Below are 22,135 nucleotides of genomic sequence, written 5' to 3'. Positions count from 1 at the left end.
TTGGAACTGCTTACGAATTTGCAAATCACCCTCCTGGTCGGAGGCGTGGTACTGGCCGGTGGCTTGGGCGGGCTTCTTGCAGGCCTGCTGGGCGTGGGCGGCGGTATCGTCATCGTGCCCGTGCTTTTCTGGGTCTTCACCTTCACACGGTTCGACCCTGCGCTTGCCATGCACATGGCCGTGGCCACGTCGCTTGCGACGATCATCGCCACCTCGATCTCGTCGGCGCGGGCGCATCACAAGCGCGGTGCGGTCGACATGGCCCTTGTGCGGCGCTGGGGTCCGTGGATGGCGGGCGGCGCACTGGCGGGCGGGGCCTTTGCCGGGCTGGTGAACGCCGCGGCACTGATGCTGGTCTTCGGCATCGTGGGATTGGCGATATCGGCCAATCTTGCAAAACCGAAGTCACTTGTGGTGGCACCAGACCTGCCGACCGGCAAGGCCGGGCAACCCGCGCTGGCCACCGGGATCGGGCTTGTGTCGGCAATGATGGGGATCGGCGGCGGCACCCTTGGCGTACCGACGCTGACGGCGTTTTCCGTGCCAGTGCATCGCACGGTCGGCACGGCGGCCACCTTCGGTCTGATCATCGCGATCCCGGCGGCCATCGCGCTGGTCGTGGCCGGCCTTGGCGTCGCGGGCCGCCCGCCCCTGTCGGTGGGCTATGTCAACCTTGTCGCGGCAGCGCTGATCCTGCCTGCCTCGATCTTCATGGCCCCGCGTGGCGCCAAGCTGGCCCACGCGCTGGATGCCAAATGGGTCAAGCGCGCCTTCGCCGTCTTCCTGACGATCACCTCGGTCAGGATGCTTTGGACGGCATTGGGGTAGGCTCCACGCGCTGGCGCTTCCATTTATGCAACATGGCTTGCGCCGCACTCAGCAGATGGCGGCGCAGCGCCTTTTCGGCGGCTTGCCCGTCCCGTGCGGCGATCGCCTCGACGATCTGGTCATGTTCTGCCGTGGATCGCGCCATGCGTTCCGCATCGGCCAGCTGGGACCGGCGGAAGGGCGACAGCTTCATCCGCATCGCCTCGGCCATCTCGGCGAAGTCCTCGTTATGGCTTCCCTCATAGATCATCTGGTGAAAGCGGGTATTGGCCGTGTCATAGGCCTGTGCATCACCCGCCGCCGCCATCCGCGCCATGGCCTCGTGCTGGCTCAGAAGGGCCGAGCGTTCTTCCATCGTCATGCGCTGCGCCGCAAACCTGCCGCAGAGCGCCTCGATCTCGCTCATCGCTTCGAATAGCTGGTCGATCCGTTCGGGCGAGATATCGGAAACGACAACACCCTTGTAGGGTTGCCGCAGGGCAAGGGCACGGGCGACCACGATCTGCAACGCCTCGCGCACGGGTGTGCGCGACACGCCGAAACGCCGGGCCAGCGCAACCTCATCCAGACGCGTGCCAGCCGCGACTTGCCCCAGCAGGATCTCGGCTTCCAGTTCGGTTGCGATAGCCTGGCTGAGAACCTGCTTCGGAACGGAAACGTGGTCGGACATGGTCTTGCCTTTCTCCTTGTGCACAAACTATCCCGAATGCCTTGCTTCGCATACAAAAAGTTCGCTCACTATCTGAAGAGCAACGGACCTCGATCCGCCTCTGCCCATTGTTTGCGCAAGCTTTCTGCCTTGGCCCTTGCCATGGGTCAACCTGCAGCGGATAAGCAGGCGCATGACAGACAGCACGCCCTTCGAGATCTTTCTGGCCGTCCCTCCGGGGCTGGAACCCGCGCTGGCCGAAGAGGTCGCGCAGCTTGGGTTTCCGGCACCCGTGATCGTGGCGGGCGGTGTCACCTTTCAGGGCGGCTGGCCCGATGTCTGGCGGGCTAACCTGTGTCTGCGCGGGGCCACCCGCGTGCTGGCGCGGATCGGCAGCTTTCGCGCCATGCATCTGGCACAGCTGGACAAGCGCGCGCGCAAATTCGACTGGGCCGCAGTGTTGCGCCCCGATGTGCCCGTGCGGGTCGAGGCGACATGCAAGGCGTCGAAGATCTATCACGCGGGCGCTGCCAGACAGCGGATCGAAAAAGCCCTGCGCGAGACATTGGGAGTCGAGGTGCTTACCGGACCCGCCGCCGAGGACGCGCCCGAGGACATGTCGGAACTGCGCCTCAAGGTCCGGATCGAGGATGACCTGTGCACCTTCAGCATCGACACCACGGGCATGTCGCTGCACAAGCGCGGCCACAAGCAGGCGATGGCCAAGGCCCCCCTGCGCGAAACCCTTGCGGCCCTTTTCCTGCGCCAATGCGGCTATGACGGCACCGAAGCCGTGGTCGATCCGATGTGCGGGTCAGGCACTTTCGTGATCGAGGCGGCGGAAATGGCCCTTGACCTGCTTCCCGGACGGGCAAGAAGCTATGCCTTTGAAAGACTGGCGAATTTTGACGTCCCATCGTGGGACACCCTGAAAAAGGCGGCACCTGCCCGCGAAACACCCCTGCGGTTTTACGGGTCTGACCGGGATGCGGGCGCGATCCGCGCAGCCACCGCCAATGCCGAACGGGCCGGCGTTTCGGGGGTCATCACCTTCCAGTGCCACGCGGTCAGCGATCTTCAGCGGCCCGATGGCCCGCCCGGCCTTGTGATGGTCAATCCGCCCTATGGCGCGCGGATCGGGGATCGCAAGCTGCTTTTCGCCCTTTATGGGGCTTTGGGAAAGACACTGGCGGAACGCTTCCGCGGCTGGCGCGTGGGGATCGTGACCAGCGATCCGTCCCTTGCCAAGGCGACGGCCCTTCCCTTCCTGCCACCCGCCCCGCCCGTGTCGAACGGCGGGTTGAAGGTCACACTTTACCGCACCGCCCCCTTGCCCTGATACTGCCGCCGAACGCACAAAGGACCGACACCGATGCCACACACCCTCGTCACCCAGCAGAACATCGATGATTTCCAGCGTGACGGCGTCGTCCTGATCAAGGGTCTGTTCAAGGATCATGTCGACACGCTGGCCGCCGGGATCGCACGCAACATGGCCGAGCCCGGCCCCTACGCTGCCGAAAACCTGAAAGCGGGCGAAGGCGGGCGGTTCTTCGATGACTATTGCAACTGGCAGCGAATCCCCGAATTCGAAGAGGTGATCCGCAACTCTCCCGCCGCCGAGGTCGCGGCCGACCTGACGGGATCGCAGGCCGTTCAGCTTTTTCACGACCATATCCTTGTCAAGGAGCCGGGCACATCCAAGCCGACGCCATGGCACCAGGACGGCCCCTATTACTTCGTCGAGGGACGGCAGACCGTCAGCTTCTGGTCGCCGCTCGACCCGGTGACCAAGGCCAGCCTGCGCTGCGTCGCAGGCTCACATCTGTGGCCCCGCCCGGTGCTGCCGACCCGCTGGCTGTCCGAAGAGAATTTCTATCCCGACGCGGATGCCTACATGCCCGTGCCCGATCCGGACGCCGAAGGCATGGAGATCCGCGAATGGTCGATGGAGCCGGGTGATGCGGTCGCCTTTCACTACAGCACGCTGCACGGCGCGCGCGGGAACGAGACCACGCAACGCCGCCGTGCCTTTTCGCTGCGCCTTGTGGGCGATGACGCGCGCTATGTGGAACGACCCGGCCGTACCTCGCCCCCCTTTCCGGGGCATGACATGCAGGCGGGCCAGAAGCTGCGCGAGGACTGGTTCCCGGTGCTGTTCCGCCGCTGAACCTGCCCTCGCGGCAGGGCTTCCCCCGCTGCGTAGAGGGGCCTAGGGTCGGACGATCACGAAACGCGAAAGTTGCCGATGCGATTGCCGGTTCTGTTCATTCTGATCACCGTGGTGATCGACGCCATGGGGATCGGGCTGATCCTGCCGGTCATGCCCGACCTGATCCGCGAAACGACAGGTGGCAGCCTGGCGCAGGCGGCTGTCTGGGGCGGCATCCTGTCCACGGCCTTTGCCGCGATGCAATTCCTGTTCGGCCCCATCCTTGGTGCGCTGTCCGACCGTTTCGGGCGGCGGCCCGTGCTGCTGACCTCGCTGCTGGTCATGGCGGCGGATTACCTGGTGATGGCGCTGGCGGGCTCGATCTGGCTGCTGTTGGCCGGGCGCATCGTGGGCGGGATCACGGCCGCCACGCATTCCACGGCATCGGCCTATATGGCCGACATTTCGCAACCGCATGAAAAGGCGCGCAACTTCGGCCTGATCGGCGCGGCCTTCGGCGTGGGCTTCGTGCTGGGACCGGTGATCGGCGGGTTGCTGGCCGAATGGGGCACGCGCGCACCCTTCATCGCGGCGGCGCTGCTGGCACTGGCCAATGCCGGTTTCGGATGGCTGGTGCTGCGCGAGACGGTCACGGACCGGATCCGCCGCCCCTTCGAGTGGCGCCGCGCCAATCCCTTCGGTGCGATCCGCGCGGTGTCGCGGCTGGCCGGGGTGGGCGCGCTGATCTGGGTCTATTTCCTCTATCATTTCGCCACGGTCGTCTATCCGGCGATCTGGGCCTATTTCACCGCCGAACGCTTCGGCTGGTCGCCGGGGCTGATCGGTGTTTCGCTGGCGGTCTACGGCATCTCCCTGGCGGTGGTGCAGGGCACGCTGATCGGTCCTGCGATCCGCGCCTTCGGCGAGGCGCGTACCGTGCTGCTGGGCCTTGTGATCGAAGTTGTCTCGCTGGTGATCCTTGGTTTCATCTCGTCCGGGTTGCTGTTGTTGCTTCTGATCCCGGTCACGGCGCTGGGGGCAATCGGGCTGCCGGCGCTGCAAGGCATCCTGTCGCGCGCGGTGCCTGACAACGCACAGGGCGAACTGCAGGGCGTGCTGACCAGCCTGACGGCTGTGGCCATGGTGCTGGCGCCCTTGGTGATGACCCAGACCTTCGCCAGTTTCACCCGCGCCGAGGCCGCAATCTATCTGCCCGGTGCGCCTTTCCTGCTGTCGGCGCTGATCATGGCGCTGGCCACGGTGATCTATCAGACGCGCGGGCGGCGCATCACCGGTTGAGGGCGCTGAATTCCGACATGCGAAGGGCTGTTTTGCACTTGCACGGCTGATCGGGGGCGGGCAGGTTCGGGCGAACTGACAGGACCAGACCGGAAAGGAACCCACCATGCAGATGATCAAGGCCGCCGTATGCCATGCCTTCGGCACCCCCCTGACCATCGAAGAGGTGCGTCTGCGCGCGCCCGAGATGGGCGAGGTCGAGGTCAGGCTTGACGCCGTGGCGATCTGCCATTCCGACATCTCCTTTGCCGAAGGCGCATGGGGCGGCACACTGCCCGCGGTCTATGGCCACGAGGCGGCGGGCCGCGTGACGGCCCTTGGCGCCGGTGTGGCCGGGCTGGCGGTGGGTGACAGCGTGGCCGTGACGCTGATCCGCGCCTGCGGTGGCTGCACCAATTGCGGATCGGGCAAGCCCACGCTGTGCGAGACGCCCTATAACGGCGACAAGGGCCCGCTGAGCACCGCCGATGGCGGCGTGCTGCACCAGGCCATGGCCTGCGGCGCCTTTGCGGAGTCCGTGGTGGTCGATCAAAGCCAGGTCGTGAAGATCCCCGACGAGCTGGGCAAGGATGTTGCGGCGCTGCTGTCCTGTGGCGTGATCACGGGCGTGGGGGCTGTGGTCAATGCTGCCGGTCTGCGCGCCGGGCAGGATGTGGTCGTGATCGGTGCGGGCGGCGTGGGCCTGAACGCGATCCAGGGCGCGCGGATCGCAGGCGCGCGCCGGATCATCGCCGTTGACATGTCTGAGGAGAAACTGGCCATCGCGCGCGAATTCGGCGCGACCGACGGTATCCTGGCGACTGACGCGAAACCCTGGAGCCGCGCCAAGCGGATCCTGGGGCGGGGCGCTGACGCGGTCATCGTGACCGTGGGCGCAATCCCGGCCTATGACACCGCACCGCGCTATCTGGGCTATGGCGGGCGCGTGGTCATGGTGGGAATGCCCCATTCGGGCCAGACCTCCAGCTATGAACCCGTCGTGATGGCCGCCGTGGGCCAGGGGCTGGTCGGGTCCAAGATGGGCGATGTGGTGATCAAGCGCGACATCCCCTGGATGGTGGACCTCTACCAGCAGGGGCGGCTGAAGCTGGACGAGCTGATCTCGGGCCGCTGGACGCTTGATCAGATCAACGAGGCGATCGCCGATACCAAGACAGGTGCCGCGCGGCGCAACGTGATCATCCTGAACGACTGACGACACCTTTCACTGTTCCATGAATACGCACAGGAGCGACGGACGATGAAGCTTGCTGATCTTGACATCATCGTGACCGCGCCCCCCGCGCCGGGCTGGGGCGGGCGGTACTGGATCTTCGTGAAGGTCACGACCGACACCGGCATCACGGGCTGGGGCGAATGCTATGCCTCAAGCGTCGGGCCCGATGCCATGCGCGCGGTGATCGAGGATGTGTTTGCCCGCCACATGCAGGGCGAGAACCCCGAGAATATCGAGAAGATGTTCCGCCGCGTCTATTCGTCCGGCTTCACGCAGCGCCCCGACCTGACGGTGATGGGCGCGTTTTCAGGGCTGGAAATCGCGTGCTGGGACATCCTCGGCAAGGATCGCGGACGGCCGGTCTGGGCGCTGCTGGGCGGCAAGATGAACGACCGGCTGCGCGCCTATACCTATCTCTATCCGCTGCCCCATCACGAACATGGGCCCTTCTGGGTTTCGCCCGAGATGGCCGCGGAATCCGCGATCGATGCCGTGGATCGCGGCTATACGGCGGTCAAGTTCGACCCCGCCGGCCCCTATACGATGCGCGGCGGCCATATGCCTGCGATGTCCGATATTTCCCGTTCGGTCGCCTTTTGCCGTGCGATCCGCGAGGCGGTGGGCGATCGTGCCGACCTGCTGTTCGGCACCCATGGGCAGTTCAGCACCGCAGGCGCGATCCGGCTGGGCCAGGCGCTGGAGCCCTATAGCCCGCTGTGGTACGAAGAACCGATGCCGCCAGATAATCTGCTGGAATTCCAGAAGGTTGCGCAGGCCGTTCGCATTCCTCTGGCCACGGGCGAGCGGATGACCACCAAGGCGGAATTCGCCACCCTGCTGCGTACCGGCGGGGCCGAGATCCTGCAGCCCGCGCTGGGGCGTGCCGGCGGCATCTGGGAGATGAAGAAAGTGGCCGCCATGGCCGAGGCCTTCAACGCGCAGATGGCCCCACATCTTTACGCAGGCCCCGTGGAATGGGCCGCGAACATCCATCTGGCCACCTCGATCCCCAATCTTCTGATGATCGAAACCATCGAGACGCCGTTCCATGACAAGCTGATCAAGGGGATGATCCGGGTCGAGAACGGCCATGTGATCCCGCCCGAAACCCCCGGTCTCGGGATCGAGATCGACGAGGATCTGGCCCGCGCGCACCCCTTCACCGGGACGGGTTTGCACCTGCAAATGCAGGAAGACCCTTGCGATTACCAGAATGAGAACCATTTTGAAGGCGGTGCTCCGGCTGACAAGCAGTAATGTCGCACTTTCCGGAGGGGTGTGATAAGAGAGTTGAGCGACCCCATGCAGGACCTGGCAGAATTGACGACGACAACACAAAGCCCGCCCGCGCCGCCCTCTGAAATGGCGCGTAGCGCCGAGGCGGCTGCGGCCTATCTCAAGACGCTGGCCCATGAGGGGCGGCTGATGATCCTGTGCCACCTCGGCTCGGGCGAGAAATCCGTGGGCGAGTTGGAAAACCTGCTTGAGATCCGGCAGGCCGCCGTCAGCCAGATGCTGGCGCGCCTGCGCGAGGAAGGTCTTGTGACCACACGGCGCGAGGGCAAGACGATCTTCTACAGCCTCGCCGATGAAAACACCTACGAGGTGATCGGCCTTCTGTACCGTCTGTTCTGCAGCCCCGAAGGCAAGGACACGACCCGCACCTCCTGCTGATCACCGGACTTGCGGCCTCAGCCCTGTGACCACCAGTCGGCGATCTGGGCGCGCGCAATCGCGGATTGCGGACCGATGGCGACCAGCCGGGTCCTTGCGACCCTGTCCAGCGCGGGTTTGATCTCGATGCTGCGCCCCACGACCTGAACCTCCCAGCCGGTGCTGTCGGGCGCGGCCACAAGCCCCTTGATCCGGTAAAGCGCCTGCGGCGCCTGCGCCAGTTTAGCGGCCAGCGCCGTGCGGGTCATCGCCTCGTCGCCCTCATGACTCCAGCCGACATAGGCGGGATGACCGACCCCGTCGCGCTTGCCCTGCAAGGTCGCAAGCCCCCCCAGAAGCAGCGGCGCCACGGCGGCGCAATCGGCGATATCGATCTGCGGCGCGGCGCTGAGCGCGGCCAGCCGCGCGGCCAGGGCGGGCGGCACGCCCCCTTCCGCCTTCGAGATCAGCAGCAGGTCCGCCACCGCCACCTGGCCCCGGATCTGCGCACCGATCTGCGTGTCATCGGCCAGCGCCCCCCAATGCAGCGCATCCACGACCACGGCGATGCCGCCATAGGCCATGTCTGGTTCTGCCCGTGCCGCCGTGGCGATGCGCGCGGGATCCGCGATGCCTGACGCCTCGATCACCAGATGATCCGGGCGCGGGCGGCGATCCAGCGCATCCCCCATCGCCATGAAAAGATCGGCCCCCATGGTGCAGCAGACGCAGCCATTGGTCAGGGTCATCGTGTCGCCATCCGCCGACACCAGCAGATCGGCGTCGATGTTGATCGCGCCGAAATCATTGACCATGACCAGCACACGCTGGCCATGATCCTCGCGCAGCAAGCGGTTGATCAGCGTGGTCTTGCCCGCGCCAAGATATCCGCCGATCACCGTCAGGGGCAGGCGCGGCAGGCTCATGCCAGGTGCACCCGCCCGTCAAGGACAGTGCCCAGAACCGGCACATCCTTCAGCACCATGGGATCGACACCCAAAGGATCATCGCCCAGGATCGCGAAATCCGCGCGCTTGCCGGTCTCGATGCTGCCGACCTCGTGATCCATCTTCAGGGTGAAGGCCGCCCCAAGCGTGATCGCATGCAGCGCCTCGGGCACGGTGATGCATTGGGCCGCGCCCAGGGTGCGGCCCGTCATGGTCTGCCGGTTGACGGCGCACCAGGCGGTGAACAAGGGCCCCAGCGGCGTCACGGGCGCGTCGGAATGCAGCGCCACATGCACGCCCGCATCCAGCGCCGCGCGGGCAGCATTCATCCGGCAGGCGCGATCCTCGCCCACGGTCAGGGCGGCGTGCTGATCACCGAAATACCAGATGTGATTGGAAAAGATATTGGTGCAGACGCCCAGTTCCGCACAGCGCAGGAACTGGTCCACCCCCATCAGCTGACAATGCTGCAGGACATGGCGCGCATCCTGCCAGGGATGGCTGCGGGCAGCTTCGGCAATCGCGTCGATGGCAACCGCGCTGGCCTCGTCGCCGTTGACATGGATGTGCATCTGGACGCCGGCCTGCTGCATGGTGGCCACCATGCGCTGGATCTCGGCGGGGGCCATGTTCCAGATCCCGTTGGCCTGTCCGCCGACGTAGCCGGGCCATTTCACCCGCGCGGTCCAGCCCTGGATCGAGCCGTCGGTCATCAGTTTGACCGCCCCCATCCGCAGCTTGTCACGCGACTGCGCCTTGAGGGCCAGTGCGCGCGCCGCCGCCTGCGCGGGATCCGTCCCGGCCACACCCAGCACCGGCACCAGCCGTGCCGGAAAATCCGCATCATCCGTCACGGCGACCAGCGTCGCCAGATCGGCATCCTCCATCTGCGAGTAGAGATCGGTAACAGTGGTCACGCCGGCCCGCATGCAGACCGCGCCATAGCTGCGGATCGCGCCCTCGGTCTGGGAAAGCCCGCGAAAATCCATGCCGACACGCCGCATCACCGGGAACATCGCCGCCATTTCCTGCAACTCGCCGGTCGGATCGCCCTTGGCGTCCTTGACCACGCCCTCGGCATTGGTGGCGCGATCATAGCCCGCCATCTCCAGCGCCTTCGAGTTCACGCACATCAGGTGGAAATTCGAGAACATGATCGCCACCGGCCGGTCGGTGCTGATCTGGTCCAGATGCTTGCGGCTGAGGCGCTCACCCGAGAAGAAGATCGGATCCAACCCCCAGCCCAGAAGCGGCTGACCGGGTTCAAGCGTCTTTTCATAGTCCGACAGGTCGCGCACCACCGCATCCAGATCGGGCTTGCCCTTCCACCATTTGCCCTGTGGGTCCATGCGGTCGTGATACCCGGCATAGGCGAAATTCCACATCGCGCCTGCCATCATGTGCGCATGACCTTCGACCAGACCCGGCATCAGCACCGCATCCTTGAGGCTGTCATCATGGCGCACAGCACCCCAGGCATCGGCGCAATCCGCGCCACCCACGGCCAGAATCCGCCCGTCCCGGACAGCGACATGTGTCGCCTCGGGTCGGTTCGGATCCATGGTGATGATCTTGCGGGCGCTGAAGACGGTGATTGTGGACATCGGGTTCCTTTCCTTCTCAAATCAATGCATCGACATGACCGCCAATGACGGTGCCCAGCACGGGCAGGTCTTTCAGGCGAACCGGGTCGATGGCAAGCGGGTCTTCGGCCAGAACCGCGAAATCGGCACGCTTGCCGGTCTCGATGCTGCCGATCTCGGCCTCCAGCTTCAGCGTCCGGGCGGCACCCATCGTGATGGCGTAAAGCGCCTCGGGCACCGTGATGCGTTGCGCCGCCCCCAGGGTGCGCCCCGACATGGTCTGTCGGTTGACCGCGCACCATGCGGTGAACAGGGGGCCCATCGGCGTGACGGGGGCATCGGAATGGATCGCCAAGGTCAGCCCCGCATCCAGCGCCGCGCGGCAGGCATCCATGCGCGCGGCACGATCCGGCCCGATGGTCAGCGCAGCATGCTGGTCGCCGAAATACCAGATGTGGTTGGCAAAAAGGTTCACGCAAACACCCAGTTCGGCCGCACGGGCAAAGAGGGCCGGCCCCATCATCTGCGCATGCTGCAGCACATGGCGGGCACCGGGCCAGGGATGGGCGCGGGCCGCCGCCGAGAGCGCATCCAGCACGACGGTGCTGGCCTCGTCGCCATTGGTGTGGATATGCATCTGGATGCCGGCCTGCTGCATCATCGCGCAGGTGGCATGGATCTGCGCGGGCGGCATGTTCCAGATGCCGTTGGGCTGCCCGCCCACATAGCCAGGCCACAGGATGCGCGCGCTGAACCCCTGGATCGAGCCATCGGTCATCAGCTTGACAGCACCGAAGCGCAGCTTGTCATGGTTCAACTGGCGCAGGTCGGCCATCTGGGCGCGCACCTCCTCGGGGGTGCTGTGCAGGGTCGACACCGCGGGCACGATCCGCACGGGATAATCCGGGCGGGCGGTGGCCGCGGCCAGGGCCTCGGCGCCCTCTTGCGTGACCATGGCGAAAAGATCGGTGGCGGTGGTCACACCTGACCGGCGGCAGATCCGCCCGAAGGCATCGACATAGGCGCGCTGATGCGAGCGGGTGCGGAAATCCATGCCGATGCGGCGCATCACAGGGAACATCGCCGCCATCTCATGCAGCTCGCCATTGGGTTCCCCGTCGGGCCGGCGCTGGATGCCCTCGACATTGCTGGCGCGATCGTAACCCACTGCCGCAAGCGCTGCGGAATTCACGCACATCAGGTGGCCCGAGGAAAACAGCACCACCACCGGCCGGTCAGCGGCGACACTGTCCAGATGATCCCGCGTCAGCCGGGCGGAGGACAGGAAGATCGGGTCGAACCCCCATGCAATCAGCGGCGCATCGGCAGGAAGTTGAGCTGCTGCATCACGCAGGCGGGCCAGCACCGCGCCGATCTCGGTCAGGCCGGGCCATGGCTGGCCATCCGGGTCGACACGGTCGTGAAAACCCACGTAGGTGTAATCCCAGAAGCAGGTTTCCGACATGTGGCTGTGCCCTTCGACAAAGCCGGGCATCAGGATGGTCCCCGCCAGCCGGTTGTCATGGCGCACGCGGCCCCACTGATCGGCACAGGTCGCGTCACCCACGGCCAGAACATGGCCATCGCGCACCGCGACATGGGTGGCCGTGGGCCGGTTCGGGTCCATGGTGATGATCTTTGCAGCCTGAAAGACAGTGATCCCGGACATCGCCACCCCCCTTTTTCCTTCAAGGCGTAAACGAGCTTTGTCCTGTGGGAAAATGGTTTTACTGTCAGGAGAAACTAGATCTGATGGGGGAATGCGATGCATTTCACGCTCAAGCAGCTACGCTATTTCGATGCCGCCGTGCGCAGCGGATCCATTTCGCGCGCTGCCGCCGAAATGCATATCTCGCAATCCTCGATCACCGCTTCGATCGACGCGATCGAAGAAAGCCTGGGGATGGAGCTGTTTCGCCGCGTGCCCGCCAAGGGCGTGCAACCCACTGAGGCCGGACAGATCGTGGCGACCCGCATCGCGGATTTCCTGGAACAGGCGCGGATCTTCGAATCCGATCTGATGTCACTGTCGGGCGATCCGACCGGCACGCTGCATCTGGGCTGCTATGCGCCCACGGCACCCTATGTGCTGCCGCGCGTGCTCAAGCATGTGTCCAAGATCTATCCCGCGATCAGGATCGACCTGAAGGAGGACAACCTCGAGGCGCTGCAGGATCTGTTGCAGACCGGGCGGATCGATCTTGCGCTGACATACCGTCGGCGCGGCACGGAAACCGGGCCGTTCCAGCCCCTGTTCATGGCGCGGCCCTGGGCGCTGCTGCCGCTGGATTCGCCCTTGGCCGACAAGGAAAGCCTGGCCCTGTCCGACCTGTCAGGCTTGCCGATGGTCCTGCTGGATCTGCCCACATCCAAAAGCTACTTCCGGGGGGTTTTCCGTGATCACGGGCTGGAACTGAACGTGGTGCATACCACGAAATCAAGTTCGGTCCTGCGGGGTCTTGTTGCGGCGGGGTTCGGATATTCGATCCTGAACATCTGCTCCAAGGCCGACCGCGACGGATCGAACGGCTATGTCGCCCGCCCCATCGAGGGACAGGTGGACACACCCGAGTTCGGCGTGGCCTATACCCAGGCCTCGCGCCGGTCGACCATCGTGCAGGCCGTGCTCGACATCAGCGCGGATCTGGCGCGACAGGGCATTTTCGACGATCTCATCCTGACACCCGGCAGCAGCGGCAAGGCCGCGGTCCAAACGGCTGCATCCCCCAAAATTTAGGTTTTTCATCCACAGAAAACACTGTTTTCCGAGGATAGGGTCGTCGCTAGCCTTTGCGACAAGGGAAAAAAACAAAGACCCACGCCACAACCGGGAGACTGACATGAAAATGATGACACGCCTGATGGGCGCGGCGGTGATTGCCGCATCGGCCCTTTCCACCGCTCCTTTGCAGGCCGAAGGCACGTTGGTGATCGCATCCAGCCAGGTGCCGCGCCACCTGAACGGCGCGGTGCAGTCGGGGATCGCAACCGCGGTGCCTTCGACACAGATCTTCGCCTCGCCCCTGCGCTATGACGAAAACTGGGAACCGCAGCCCTACCTGGCGGAATCCTGGTCGGTCAGCGACGACGGGCTGAGCGTGACGCTGAACCTTGTGCAGAACGCCACATTCCATGACGGCAAGCCGGTCACATCCGAAGATGTCGCCTTCTCGATCATGACGATCAAGGAAAACCATCCCTTCAAGTCGATGTTCGCGCCGGTCGAGGCAATCGAGACACCCGATGCCCATACCGCCGTCATCAAGCTGAGCGCCCCGCACCCTGCCCTGCTGCTGGCCCTGTCGCCCGCGCTGGCGCCGATCCTGCCCAAGCACATCTATGGCGACGGTCAGGACGTGAAGGCGCATCCCGCGAATTCGGCCCCGATCGGTTCGGGCCCCTTCATGCTGTCGGAATTCACCCCCGGCGAAGCCATCGTGCTGAAGAAGAACCCGAACTTCTTCATCGAAGGCCGCCCGGTGCTGGATGAGATCATCATCCGCATCATCAACGACCCCTCAGCGCTGCTGATCGCGATGGAAAACGGCGAAGCGGATGTCTATCCCTTCATGGCCGGCAGCCAGGAGATCAAGCGCCTGGGCGAAGCCGATCACCTGACCGTCACCAACGAGGGCTATGCCGCCGTGGGTCCGATCAACTGGCTGGCCTTCAACACCAAGTCGCCGAAACTGTCGGATGTCCGGGTGCGTCAGGCGATTTCCTATGCGGTCGACCGCGACTTCATCACCAAGGCCCTGCATCGCGGCGTGTCGACCCCGCAGCGCAGCCCGATCATCGAAAGCTCGCCCTTCTTCGATGCCGCGGCTGTCACCGCCTATGATGTGGATCTGGAAAAGGCCAAGGCCCTGATGGCCGAGGCAGGCTTTGGCGACGGGATGGAACTGACCGTGGATTACATCCCCGGTCCGGCTGAACAGCAGAAAAGCATCGCCGAATACCTCAAGTCGCAGCTGGCCAAGATCGGCATCGACGTGACCGTGCGCGCCGCCCCCGATTTCCCGACATGGGCGGGCCGCGTCGGCGGGCATGACTTCGAGCTGACGATGGACGTGGTCTTCAACTGGGGCGACCCGGTGATCGGCGTGCACCGCACCTATCTGACCGACAACATCCGTCAGGGCGTCATCTGGTCCAACACGCAAAGCTATTCCAACGCCCGCGTGGACGAGATCCTGGCGCAAGCGGCGGTGGAGGGCGATTTCGCCAAGCGCAAGGCGCTTTACTCCGAGTTCCAGGCCCTGGTGACGCAGGATGTGCCGATCTACTTCATCAACGCCACCCCCTATCACACGGCCTACAAGAAAGAGCTGGTCAACGCCCCCATGGGCATCTGGGGCACCATGCATCCGATGGACCGCGTCCACTGGTCCAAGTGATCTGAACCGCGACACGGGCCGCCCGCATTGCGCGGCGGCCCGTCTTTTTTCTGGCAATCGGGACATGTCATGACACCCTCCTACCTGCTGAGGCGCCTGTTCTACGGTCTGTTGCTGATGCTGGGCGTGGTGGTGCTGAACTTTCTGCTGATCCGCCTTGCACCGGGCGATCCGGCGGTGGTGATCGCAGGCGAGATGGGCGGTGCGGACGAGGCACTGCTGGCCGCGATCAGGGCCGACTATGGGCTGGACAAGCCGGTGCTGACCCAGCTGGGCATCTATATCGGCAACGTGCTGCAGGGTGATCTGGGGCAATCCTTCTTTTTCAACCAGCCGGTTGCAACCCTGATCGGGGACCGGATCGGTCCCACGATCCTGCTGGTGCTTTGCGCGCAGGTCCTGTCGATCCTTCTGGGAGTCTTCCTGGGCGTCATCGCCGCGCGCAAGCCCAACGGTGTCTTGTCGGGGTTCGTGTCGGTCTTCGCCACCATCGGCTATGCGGTGCCCGTGTTCTGGACCGGGATCATGCTGATCATCCTCTTTGCCAGCGTCTTTCCGATCTTTCCGGTCGAAGGCATGCAATCGGTGCGGCTGCGCGATGCGGGCTTCATGATCCGGGCGCTGGATGTGGCCCATCACCTTGTGCTGCCGGCCTTTACGCTCGCGCTGATCTATCTTGCGCAATATGCGCGCCTCAGCCGCGCCTCGATGCTGGAGGTGCTGGGATCGGATTACATCCGCACCGCGCGGGCCAAGGGCGCCTCGGAACGGTCGGTGCTGTTCAAGCATGCGCTGCGCAATGCCTCGCTGCCGATCCTGACGGTGGCGGGCCTGCAGTTCGGCAACCTGATTTCCGGCGCGCTGCTGGTCGAGACCGTGTTCAACTGGCCCGGCATGGGGCGGCTGGCCTTCGATTCCATCCTGCGGCGGGATTATCCCACGATCATGGGCGTGCTGTTCTTCGCCAGCGCAATGGTGGTGGTGGCGAACCTCCTGACCGACCTCAGCTACCGGTTGGCCGATCCGCGCTTGCGGGGCAAGTCATGAGCGGGGCGCTGCGGATGCCGGCGTGGCAGTGGGGGCCAGCCCCCGTCGCTGCCCCCTGGGCAGCGACTCCCCCGGGATACTTGAGGCAAGAAGAAACAGTGGGAAGGAACAGGCCGTGACCGAGGCGACCACCTTCAAGGCCGAAAGCCCTGCCCGCGAGGCCTGGCGCATGTTCCGGCGCAACATCCCCGCCGTGGCGGGCGTGATCATGCTGACCGGGATCGTGCTGGCCACGCTCTGGGGGACGTTCTTCTATGACGGCAACCCCTACGAGATCGTCTGGGCACCACATGAGCCGCCCGGTGTGACGCCGGAATTCCCGCTCGGGACCGACTACCTGGGGCGCGACATCTTTGCCGGGCTGATCGCGGGTGGCGGGCCGACCCTTGCCGTGGGCGCGGCGGCCGCGGCGATCACCATGGTGATCGGCGTCAGCCTGGGCGCGCTGGCGGGTTTCTATGGCGGCTGGGTGGACAACCTGCTGATGCGGATCACCGAGTTCTTCCAGGTCCTGCCGACGCTGCTGTTCGCCATGGTGCTTGTCACCCTGTTTTCGCCTACGCTGTTCACCATCGCCATGGCCATCGGCGTGGTCAGCTGGCCCCAGACCGCGCGTCTGACACGGGCAGAGGTCATGAAGATCAAGGAGCTGGAATATGTCACCGCCGCCCGCGCCATCGGCGCACGGAACCGCCGCATCATCTGGACGGTGATCCTGCCCAATGCCGCGCCGCCCCTGATCGTGTCGGCGACGCTGACCATCGGTGTGGCGATCCTGTTCGAGGCGGGGCTGTCCTTTCTGGGACTGGGTGATCCCAACACCATGAGCTGGGGCCTGATGATCGGGTCGAACCGCGCCTATATCCTGGATGCCTGGTGGCCCGTGACCTTTCCGGGCCTTGCGATCTTCTTGACCGTCTTCTCGGTCAGCCTGATCGGTGACGGGCTGAACGATGCCTTCAATCCGAAGCTGAGGGAAAGATGAGCGCGCTGTTGCAGATCGAGGACCTGCGCGTGACCTTCAACACGCGCCACGGGCCGGTGACGGCGCTGGATTCCGTCTCGCTTTCGGTGAACGCGGGCGAGACGCTGGGCGTTGTGGGCGAAAGCGGCTGCGGCAAGTCGATCACCGCCCTGTCGGTGATGGGGCTGATCCCCAGCCCGCCGGGCAAGATCGCGGGCGGCGCGATCCGGCTGGCGGGCGAGGATCTGACCCAGGCCAGCGAGGCGCGGATGCGCGCCCTGCGCGGGGCCGAGATGGCGATGATCTTTCAGGAACCGATGACCAGCCTCAACCCGGTCTTCACCGTGGGCGACCAGATCGCCGAGGCGATCATGCTGCATCAGAAGGTCAGCGCCGATCAGGCCTTTCGCGATGCGGTGGCGCTGCTGGACCGCGTGGGCATTCCCAGCCCCGACCGGCGCGCGCGGGATTATCCGCACCAGCTGTCGGGCGGCATGCGCCAACGGGTGATGATCGCCATGGCGGTCAGTTGCCGCCCCCGCGTTCTGATCGCGGATGAACCCACAACCGCGCTGGACGTCACCGTGCAGGCGCAGATCTTCGATCTGCTGAACGAGATCCAGCGCGATTTCGGCGCGGCGATCATCCTGATCACCCATGACATGGGCGCGATCTCCGAAATGGCCGACCGTGTGGCCGTGATGTATGCGGGCCGCGTGATCGAACAGGGGCGCGCCGATGACGTGCTGGACCTGCCGCAGCATCCCTATACGCGGGGTCTGATCTCGTGCATCCCGGCCCTGGGCAAGGGCGAGGACACGCTGCGCGAGATCCCCGGTGTCGTACCGCCACTGCACATGCTGGGGGCGGGTTGCGCCTTTGCCGACCGCTGCGCGCATCGCGCCCCGCGTTGCGACAGCGAGAAGCCGCTGTTGCAGGCGCATGGCCATCACCCCGTCGCCTGTCACGCCGTCGAAGAGGGCCGGATATGACCACGCTTCTGGACGTGCGCGACCTGACCGTGCAATTCGCGCTGCCGCGCCAGGGTTTCTTCGGCCCGCGCCCGGTGCTTGAGGCCGTGCGCCAGGTGTCATTCAGCCTTGAGCAGGGCCGCGCCCTCGGGATCGTGGGGGAAAGCGGATCGGGCAAGACCACGACGGCCATGGCAACGATCAGGCTGGTCGAGGCGGCAGGCGGCAAGGTCATGTTCCAGGGCGAAGACCTGCTGCAACTGGATGACGAGGCGATGCGCCAGCGCCGCCGCGACGTGCAACTGATCTTCCAGGATCCCTACAGCAGCCTGAACCCGCGCGCCCGCGTGGCCGATATCGTGCGCGAACCGATGGACCTGATGGAAATCGGCACCCCTGAGGAACGGCGCGCGCGCGTCACCGAACTGTTCCGGCTGGTGGGCCTGCGGCCCGATCAGCTGAACCTCTTTCCGCACCAGTTCTCAGGCGGCCAGCGCCAGCGCATTTCCATTGCCCGTGCCCTGACCACGAACCCGAAACTGCTGGTCTGCGACGAGCCGGTGTCGGCGCTGGACGTGGCGATCCAGGCGCAGATCCTGAACCTTCTGGCCCGGCTCAAGGCGGAACTGGGCCTGAGCTATCTGTTCATCAGCCATGACCTTGGCGTGGTGCGCCATGTCTGCGACGACGTGGCGGTGATGTACCTGGGCAAAATCGTTGAGATGGCGCCCCGCGATGCGCTGTTCGACGCGCCCCAGCATCCCTATACGCAGGCGCTGCTGTCGGCCGCCCCCAGCCTTGCGCGGCGCAAGTCGCGTGGCTATGTGCGGCCCGTCAAGATCAGCGGCGATCCCCCCAGCCCGATCAACCCGCCCAAGGGCTGCGCCTTTGCGGACCGCTGCCCCAAGGCGCAGGAGGTCTGCCGCAAGGTCCAGCCTGTGCTGGAACCGCATGGGCCCAGCCGTGTTGCCTGCCATTTTCCGGGATGATCACGGAACCGACGGGGCCTCGGCCTCGATTTCCGAAGCGATCTGACCGATCAGGCCGCGCAGCCAGCGATGCATCGGCGAATGATGGGTGCGCGCGGTCCAGTAGAGGTCGATGGCGAAAGGCGCGGGAAAGGGGCAATCGACGATCCTGAGGCCTGAACCGAAGGACCGCGCCGTGCGCAACGGCACGGTGGCGATCAGGTCGGTGCCCGGCAGGATCGCCTTGAGCGTGGCCGGGCTGGGCAGTTCCAGCACCATGTTGGGCGCAAGGCCCGCCGCCTCCATCTCGAGCAGGTAGCGCGAACGCCAGTTGCCACCATACGTCACCACGACCTGCGGCGCGGCGGCGAATCCCGTCTGGTCAAGGGGGCTGTCGCCCAGCGGATTGTCAGGCGCCATCACGCAGACATAGTGATCCCCCAGCAGGCGGCGCCCGAAGAAACCCGCGTCGCCGATATGGACCGGTCCGATCAGCAGATCGCTTTCGCCACGGCTGAGCTGTTCGCGCCCACGCACGGTCGAGGTGATCACCTGCACCTTCAGCCCCGGCGCCAGCGCCCGCAGCCGCCGCACCAGAAGCGGCACCAGCGTGGCGCGTTCATAGTAATTGCACGACAGCGTCACGGTTGCCGCGGCCCTTGCGGGATCGAAAGCGCGCGGGGTGGACAGGGCCAGAAACTCGTCCAGCATCCGCGCCGCCTCGCGGACGATCTCTTCGCAGCGATCGGTCGGCACCACACCGGCCCCCTGCCGGACGAACAACGGATCGCCGAAGGCGCGGCGCAGCCGGTCGACCGTATAGCTGACCGAGGACTGGTTGAGGCCAAGCACCTCGGCCGTGCGCGAGAAGGAACCGTAGTCATGCACCAGCCGCAGCACCCGCAGCGCCGCGAAATCCACGCCCATGGGGTCACTGTCCTTGGGTGTCGCCATCTCGCGCCCTCTGATTCCGCAGCTTTGCCAGATCAGTTTATCCGATACCATGTATCGATTCCATCGGATTGTCCCATGCCGACCTATCCGATAGGGTCTTGCCACAGGTTCACGCAGGGGAGGGCAGGACCATGACGCTGGATACACCCGTGGCACCCGAGGCCCCGCTGGATGACCAGATCACCATCCAGCAACTGACCCTTGATCCCTATACGGTCTACAAGCGCCTGCGCGCCGAAGCGCCGGTGCTGCGGGTCAAGGCGGTGGGGCGGACGCTGCTGACCAAGGCCTCGGACACCAAATACGTCAAGGACAACCCCGCGCTGTTCAGCTCGAACGATCCCAACACGCCGATGCAGCGCGCTTTTCGCGCCCACACGCTGATGCGCAAGGATGGGGCGGAACACGCCGCAGAACGTGGCGCGATGGCCCCCGCCTTTACCGCGCGCAACATCAAGCAATGCTGGGAGCCGATCTATACGCAGATCGCCGAGGATTACGTATCCCGCCTGCCGCGTGGCGAGACGGTGGATCTGTTTCCCGCCCTGGCCGGGCCCTTTGCCGCGCGCTGCCTGACGCATCTTCTGGGCATTCCCGAAGCGTCCGACGACGACATGCAGCGCTGGTCGCAGATCCTGATAGACGGGGCGGGGAATTTCGGCTGGGCCGATGCGCTTTTCGCGCAATGCGACGCCGCCAATGACGAGATGGACACCCTGTTCGCCGCCGCATCCGAACGCCTGCGCGCCGATCCCGACCAGAGCGCGCTGTCCGTGATGGTCAATGCCGAGGATCCGATCCCGACAAGCCAGATCTATTCGAACATCAAGATCGCCATCGGCGGCGGCATCAACGAGCCGCGCGATGCGCTGCTGACAATCCTTTACGGGCTGATGATCAACCCCGATCAGTTCGCGGCGGTCAAGCGTGACGCGCTTTGGGCCGATGCCTTCGAGGAAGGCGTGCGCTGGGTCGCGCCGATCCAGGTCTCGTCGCGCCTGGTCACCGAAGACACCGAGATCAGGGGCTTCCATATCCCCAAGGGCGACACGGTCATGACGATCCAGGCCTCGGCCAACCATGACGAAGACATCTATGAGGATGGGCATCTTTACAATGTGTTCCGCCCCAAGCTGCCGCATCAGGCCTTCGGCAACGGGCCGCATTTCTGCCAGGGCACCCATGTGGCGCGGCGGATGCTGGCCAATATCATGCTGCCCCTGCTGTGCGACCGCTTCCCGAACATGACACTGCCCGATCCGGCGGCGGTGCAATTCTACGGCTTCGGCTTCCGCGGTCCGCGCAGCCTGCCCGTGACCCTGAACTGACAAGACCCCGGACGGCGTGAAAACTAGCTATGACAGATAATCAATTGCGCCAATCGGCAACCTGACACAAGATGCAACGAAGGGTCGGCCAAACCGGCCCGTTTCTGGGAGGAAACCAATGATTCGACGTAACCTGATGAAGACCGCTGCTGCGGCCGCGTTCGCCCTGGCGCTTGCCCCGGCCAGCCTTTCCGCGCAGGAAGTGACGCTGCGGCTGCACCAGTTCCTGCCGCCACCCGCCCCGGTGCCGGCACATATCCTCAAGCCCTGGGCCACCGCCGTGGAAGAGCGCGCGGGCGGCAAGCTGAAGATCGAGCATTATGACGCCATGGCCCTGGGTGGCCGTCCGACCGACCTGATGGACCAGGCAATCGATGGCACCGTGGACATGGTGATGACTGTTGTGGGCTATACCCCCGGCCGCTTCCCCAAGACCGAAGTGTTCGAACTGCCGTTCATGATGACCAACCCGGTCGCCACCTCGAAAGCCTTCATGCAGTTGGTCGACAGTGAATTGCAGGCCGAAGAATACAAGGACGTCAAGGTTCTGGGCGCCTGGGTGCATGGCCCCGGCCTGATCCACTCGAAGGATCCGATCAACAGCCTGGAAGACATGGCCGGCAAGAAGCTGCGCGGGCCGACCCGCGTGATCACCGACATGCTGAACGAACTGGGCGCGACTCCGGTGGGCATGCCCCTGCCCGCGATCCCGGAATCGCTGTCCAAGGGCGTGATCGACGCGACCGTGATCCCGTGGGAAGTGACCACCGCCGTGCGCGTGTCCGAACTGGTCGGCAACCACCTCGAATTTGCCGGGCCCGAGGCGCTTTACACCGCGACGATCGTGCTGGTCATGAACAAGGATCGCTATGAATCGCTGCCCGAGGACATCCGCGCCGCGATCGATGCGGAATCGGGTGAAAAGCTGGCCGCCTTCGCATCGCAGGTGATGTGGGACTATGACGTGCCCGCCCGCAAGATCGCCGTGGATCGCGGCAACAACATCGTCCAGCTGGACGAGGCCGAAGTCGCGCGCTGGAAGGAAAAGGCGCAGCCTGTCATCGACCGCTGGGTGGCCGATATGGAAACCAAGGGGATCGACGGCCGCGCCCTGATCCAGAAGGCCAAGGACCTGATCGCGCAGAACGGCGGCTGATCCGTTTCCTGGCAATGACAAGG

The 22,135-nt window shown here is 65.1% G+C and carries 20 protein-coding genes; 15 read left to right on the top strand and 5 right to left on the bottom strand.

Features of this window, described 5'->3' with window-relative positions; translation table 11 throughout:
- Nucleotides 1-18: 18 nt before the first annotated feature.
- On the top strand, nucleotides 19-828 hold the full coding sequence (locus ACMUJL_RS15825) for a sulfite exporter TauE/SafE family protein (RefSeq protein ID WP_375572914.1): 810 nt from the start codon (nucleotides 19-21) through the stop codon (nucleotides 826-828).
- On the opposite strand, the gene ACMUJL_RS15820 is transcribed toward ACMUJL_RS15825, so the two are convergent.
- Nucleotides 800-1,498 carry a GntR family transcriptional regulator gene (locus ACMUJL_RS15820; RefSeq protein WP_068290337.1) on the bottom strand — a complete coding sequence of 233 codons (699 nt, stop codon included), beginning with the start codon at nucleotides 1,496-1,498 and terminating at the stop codon, nucleotides 800-802. The two genes, ACMUJL_RS15825 and ACMUJL_RS15820, sit on opposite strands and share 29 nt — an antisense overlap.
- A gap of 172 nt (nucleotides 1,499-1,670) precedes the next feature.
- Between ACMUJL_RS15820 and ACMUJL_RS15815 the strand changes: the two genes are divergently transcribed.
- The 6 genes from ACMUJL_RS15815 to ACMUJL_RS15790 all read left to right on the top strand — a co-directional run bounded on the left by ACMUJL_RS15815 (nucleotide 1,671) and on the right by ACMUJL_RS15790 (nucleotide 7,818).
- Nucleotides 1,671-2,816: a THUMP domain-containing class I SAM-dependent RNA methyltransferase gene (locus ACMUJL_RS15815; RefSeq protein WP_375572917.1), complete on the top strand. Its 1,146-nt coding sequence runs from the start codon at nucleotides 1,671-1,673 to the stop codon at nucleotides 2,814-2,816.
- Between the two features lie 33 nt (nucleotides 2,817-2,849).
- On the top strand, nucleotides 2,850-3,647 hold the full coding sequence (locus tag ACMUJL_RS15810) for a phytanoyl-CoA dioxygenase family protein (protein ID WP_068290341.1): 798 nt from the start codon (nucleotides 2,850-2,852) through the stop codon (nucleotides 3,645-3,647).
- A gap of 78 nt (nucleotides 3,648-3,725) precedes the next feature.
- Entirely contained in the window at nucleotides 3,726-4,928 is a 1,203-nt protein-coding gene (locus ACMUJL_RS15805; RefSeq protein ID WP_375572919.1) for a TCR/Tet family MFS transporter, read from the top strand.
- Between the two features lie 106 nt (nucleotides 4,929-5,034).
- Nucleotides 5,035-6,123 carry a zinc-binding dehydrogenase gene (locus tag ACMUJL_RS15800; RefSeq protein WP_375572921.1) on the top strand — a complete coding sequence of 363 codons (1,089 nt, stop codon included), beginning with the start codon at nucleotides 5,035-5,037 and terminating at the stop codon, nucleotides 6,121-6,123.
- Nucleotides 6,124-6,168: 45 nt separating this feature from the next.
- The gene (locus ACMUJL_RS15795) at nucleotides 6,169-7,401 is read left to right on the top strand and encodes a mandelate racemase/muconate lactonizing enzyme family protein (RefSeq protein ID WP_375572923.1); all 1,233 of its coding nucleotides are present in this window, start codon (nucleotides 6,169-6,171) and stop codon (nucleotides 7,399-7,401) included.
- Between the two features lie 45 nt (nucleotides 7,402-7,446).
- Nucleotides 7,447-7,818 carry an ArsR/SmtB family transcription factor gene (locus ACMUJL_RS15790; RefSeq protein WP_068290347.1) on the top strand — a complete coding sequence of 124 codons (372 nt, stop codon included), beginning with the start codon at nucleotides 7,447-7,449 and terminating at the stop codon, nucleotides 7,816-7,818.
- Between the two features lie 17 nt (nucleotides 7,819-7,835).
- Here ACMUJL_RS15790 and ACMUJL_RS15785 read toward each other — a convergent pair whose 3' ends face one another.
- From ACMUJL_RS15785 to ACMUJL_RS15775, 3 genes are read right to left on the bottom strand one after another with little or no spacing between them, the layout of a single operon-like run.
- Nucleotides 7,836-8,723 (bottom strand): CobW family GTP-binding protein, encoded by an 888-nt coding sequence (locus ACMUJL_RS15785; RefSeq protein WP_375572926.1) that lies wholly within the window; start codon nucleotides 8,721-8,723, stop codon nucleotides 7,836-7,838.
- Nucleotides 8,720-10,348: an amidohydrolase gene (locus ACMUJL_RS15780; protein WP_375572928.1), complete on the bottom strand. Its 1,629-nt coding sequence runs from the start codon at nucleotides 10,346-10,348 to the stop codon at nucleotides 8,720-8,722. Before ACMUJL_RS15780 ends, ACMUJL_RS15785 begins: the two co-directional genes overlap by 4 nt.
- Nucleotides 10,349-10,364: 16 nt before the next feature.
- A complete protein-coding gene (locus ACMUJL_RS15775; protein WP_375572930.1) occupies nucleotides 10,365-11,996 on the bottom strand; it encodes an amidohydrolase in 1,632 nt (543 codons plus the stop codon).
- A gap of 96 nt (nucleotides 11,997-12,092) precedes the next feature.
- On the opposite strand from ACMUJL_RS15775, the gene ACMUJL_RS15770 reads away from it, so the two are divergent.
- The 6 genes from ACMUJL_RS15770 (at nucleotide 12,093) to ACMUJL_RS15745 (ending at nucleotide 18,695) form a co-directional block, all read left to right on the top strand.
- Complete coding sequence (locus ACMUJL_RS15770) at nucleotides 12,093-13,064, top strand: LysR family transcriptional regulator (RefSeq protein WP_375572932.1); 972 nt, start codon at nucleotides 12,093-12,095, stop codon at nucleotides 13,062-13,064.
- A gap of 103 nt (nucleotides 13,065-13,167) precedes the next feature.
- Nucleotides 13,168-14,724: an ABC transporter substrate-binding protein gene (locus tag ACMUJL_RS15765; protein WP_375572934.1), complete on the top strand. Its 1,557-nt coding sequence runs from the start codon at nucleotides 13,168-13,170 to the stop codon at nucleotides 14,722-14,724.
- Nucleotides 14,725-14,793: 69 nt separating this feature from the next.
- Nucleotides 14,794-15,771, top strand: a complete 978-nt coding sequence (locus ACMUJL_RS15760; RefSeq protein ID WP_068290352.1) for an ABC transporter permease — start codon at nucleotides 14,794-14,796, stop codon at nucleotides 15,769-15,771.
- A gap of 115 nt (nucleotides 15,772-15,886) precedes the next feature.
- Complete coding sequence (locus tag ACMUJL_RS15755) at nucleotides 15,887-16,756, top strand: ABC transporter permease (RefSeq protein WP_082896281.1); 870 nt, start codon at nucleotides 15,887-15,889, stop codon at nucleotides 16,754-16,756.
- The gene (locus tag ACMUJL_RS15750) at nucleotides 16,753-17,727 is read left to right on the top strand and encodes an ABC transporter ATP-binding protein (protein WP_375572939.1); all 975 of its coding nucleotides are present in this window, start codon (nucleotides 16,753-16,755) and stop codon (nucleotides 17,725-17,727) included. The genes ACMUJL_RS15755 and ACMUJL_RS15750 overlap by 4 nt, the downstream gene beginning before the upstream one ends.
- A complete protein-coding gene (locus ACMUJL_RS15745; protein WP_068290356.1) occupies nucleotides 17,724-18,695 on the top strand; it encodes an ABC transporter ATP-binding protein in 972 nt (323 codons plus the stop codon). The genes ACMUJL_RS15750 and ACMUJL_RS15745 overlap by 4 nt, the downstream gene beginning before the upstream one ends.
- Here ACMUJL_RS15745 and ACMUJL_RS15740 read toward each other — a convergent pair whose 3' ends face one another.
- Nucleotides 18,696-19,679, bottom strand: a complete 984-nt coding sequence (locus ACMUJL_RS15740; RefSeq protein ID WP_082896282.1) for a LysR family transcriptional regulator — start codon at nucleotides 19,677-19,679, stop codon at nucleotides 18,696-18,698.
- An 80-nt stretch (nucleotides 19,680-19,759) separates the two neighbouring features.
- Here ACMUJL_RS15740 and ACMUJL_RS15735 point away from each other — a divergent pair, with 80 nt between their 5' ends.
- The gene (locus ACMUJL_RS15735) at nucleotides 19,760-20,956 is read left to right on the top strand and encodes a cytochrome P450 (RefSeq protein WP_068290358.1); all 1,197 of its coding nucleotides are present in this window, start codon (nucleotides 19,760-19,762) and stop codon (nucleotides 20,954-20,956) included.
- 118 nt (nucleotides 20,957-21,074) lie between these two features.
- Nucleotides 21,075-22,112 carry a TRAP transporter substrate-binding protein gene (locus ACMUJL_RS15730; RefSeq protein WP_375572942.1) on the top strand — a complete coding sequence of 346 codons (1,038 nt, stop codon included), beginning with the start codon at nucleotides 21,075-21,077 and terminating at the stop codon, nucleotides 22,110-22,112.
- Nucleotides 22,113-22,135: the final 23 nt, after the last annotated feature.

The sequence above is a fragment of the Seohaeicola sp. genome, from assembly GCF_048006315.1.
Taxonomy (GTDB): Bacteria; Pseudomonadota; Alphaproteobacteria; order Rhodobacterales; family Rhodobacteraceae; genus Seohaeicola.
This window is presented reverse-complemented; position numbering and strand designations above follow the sequence as displayed.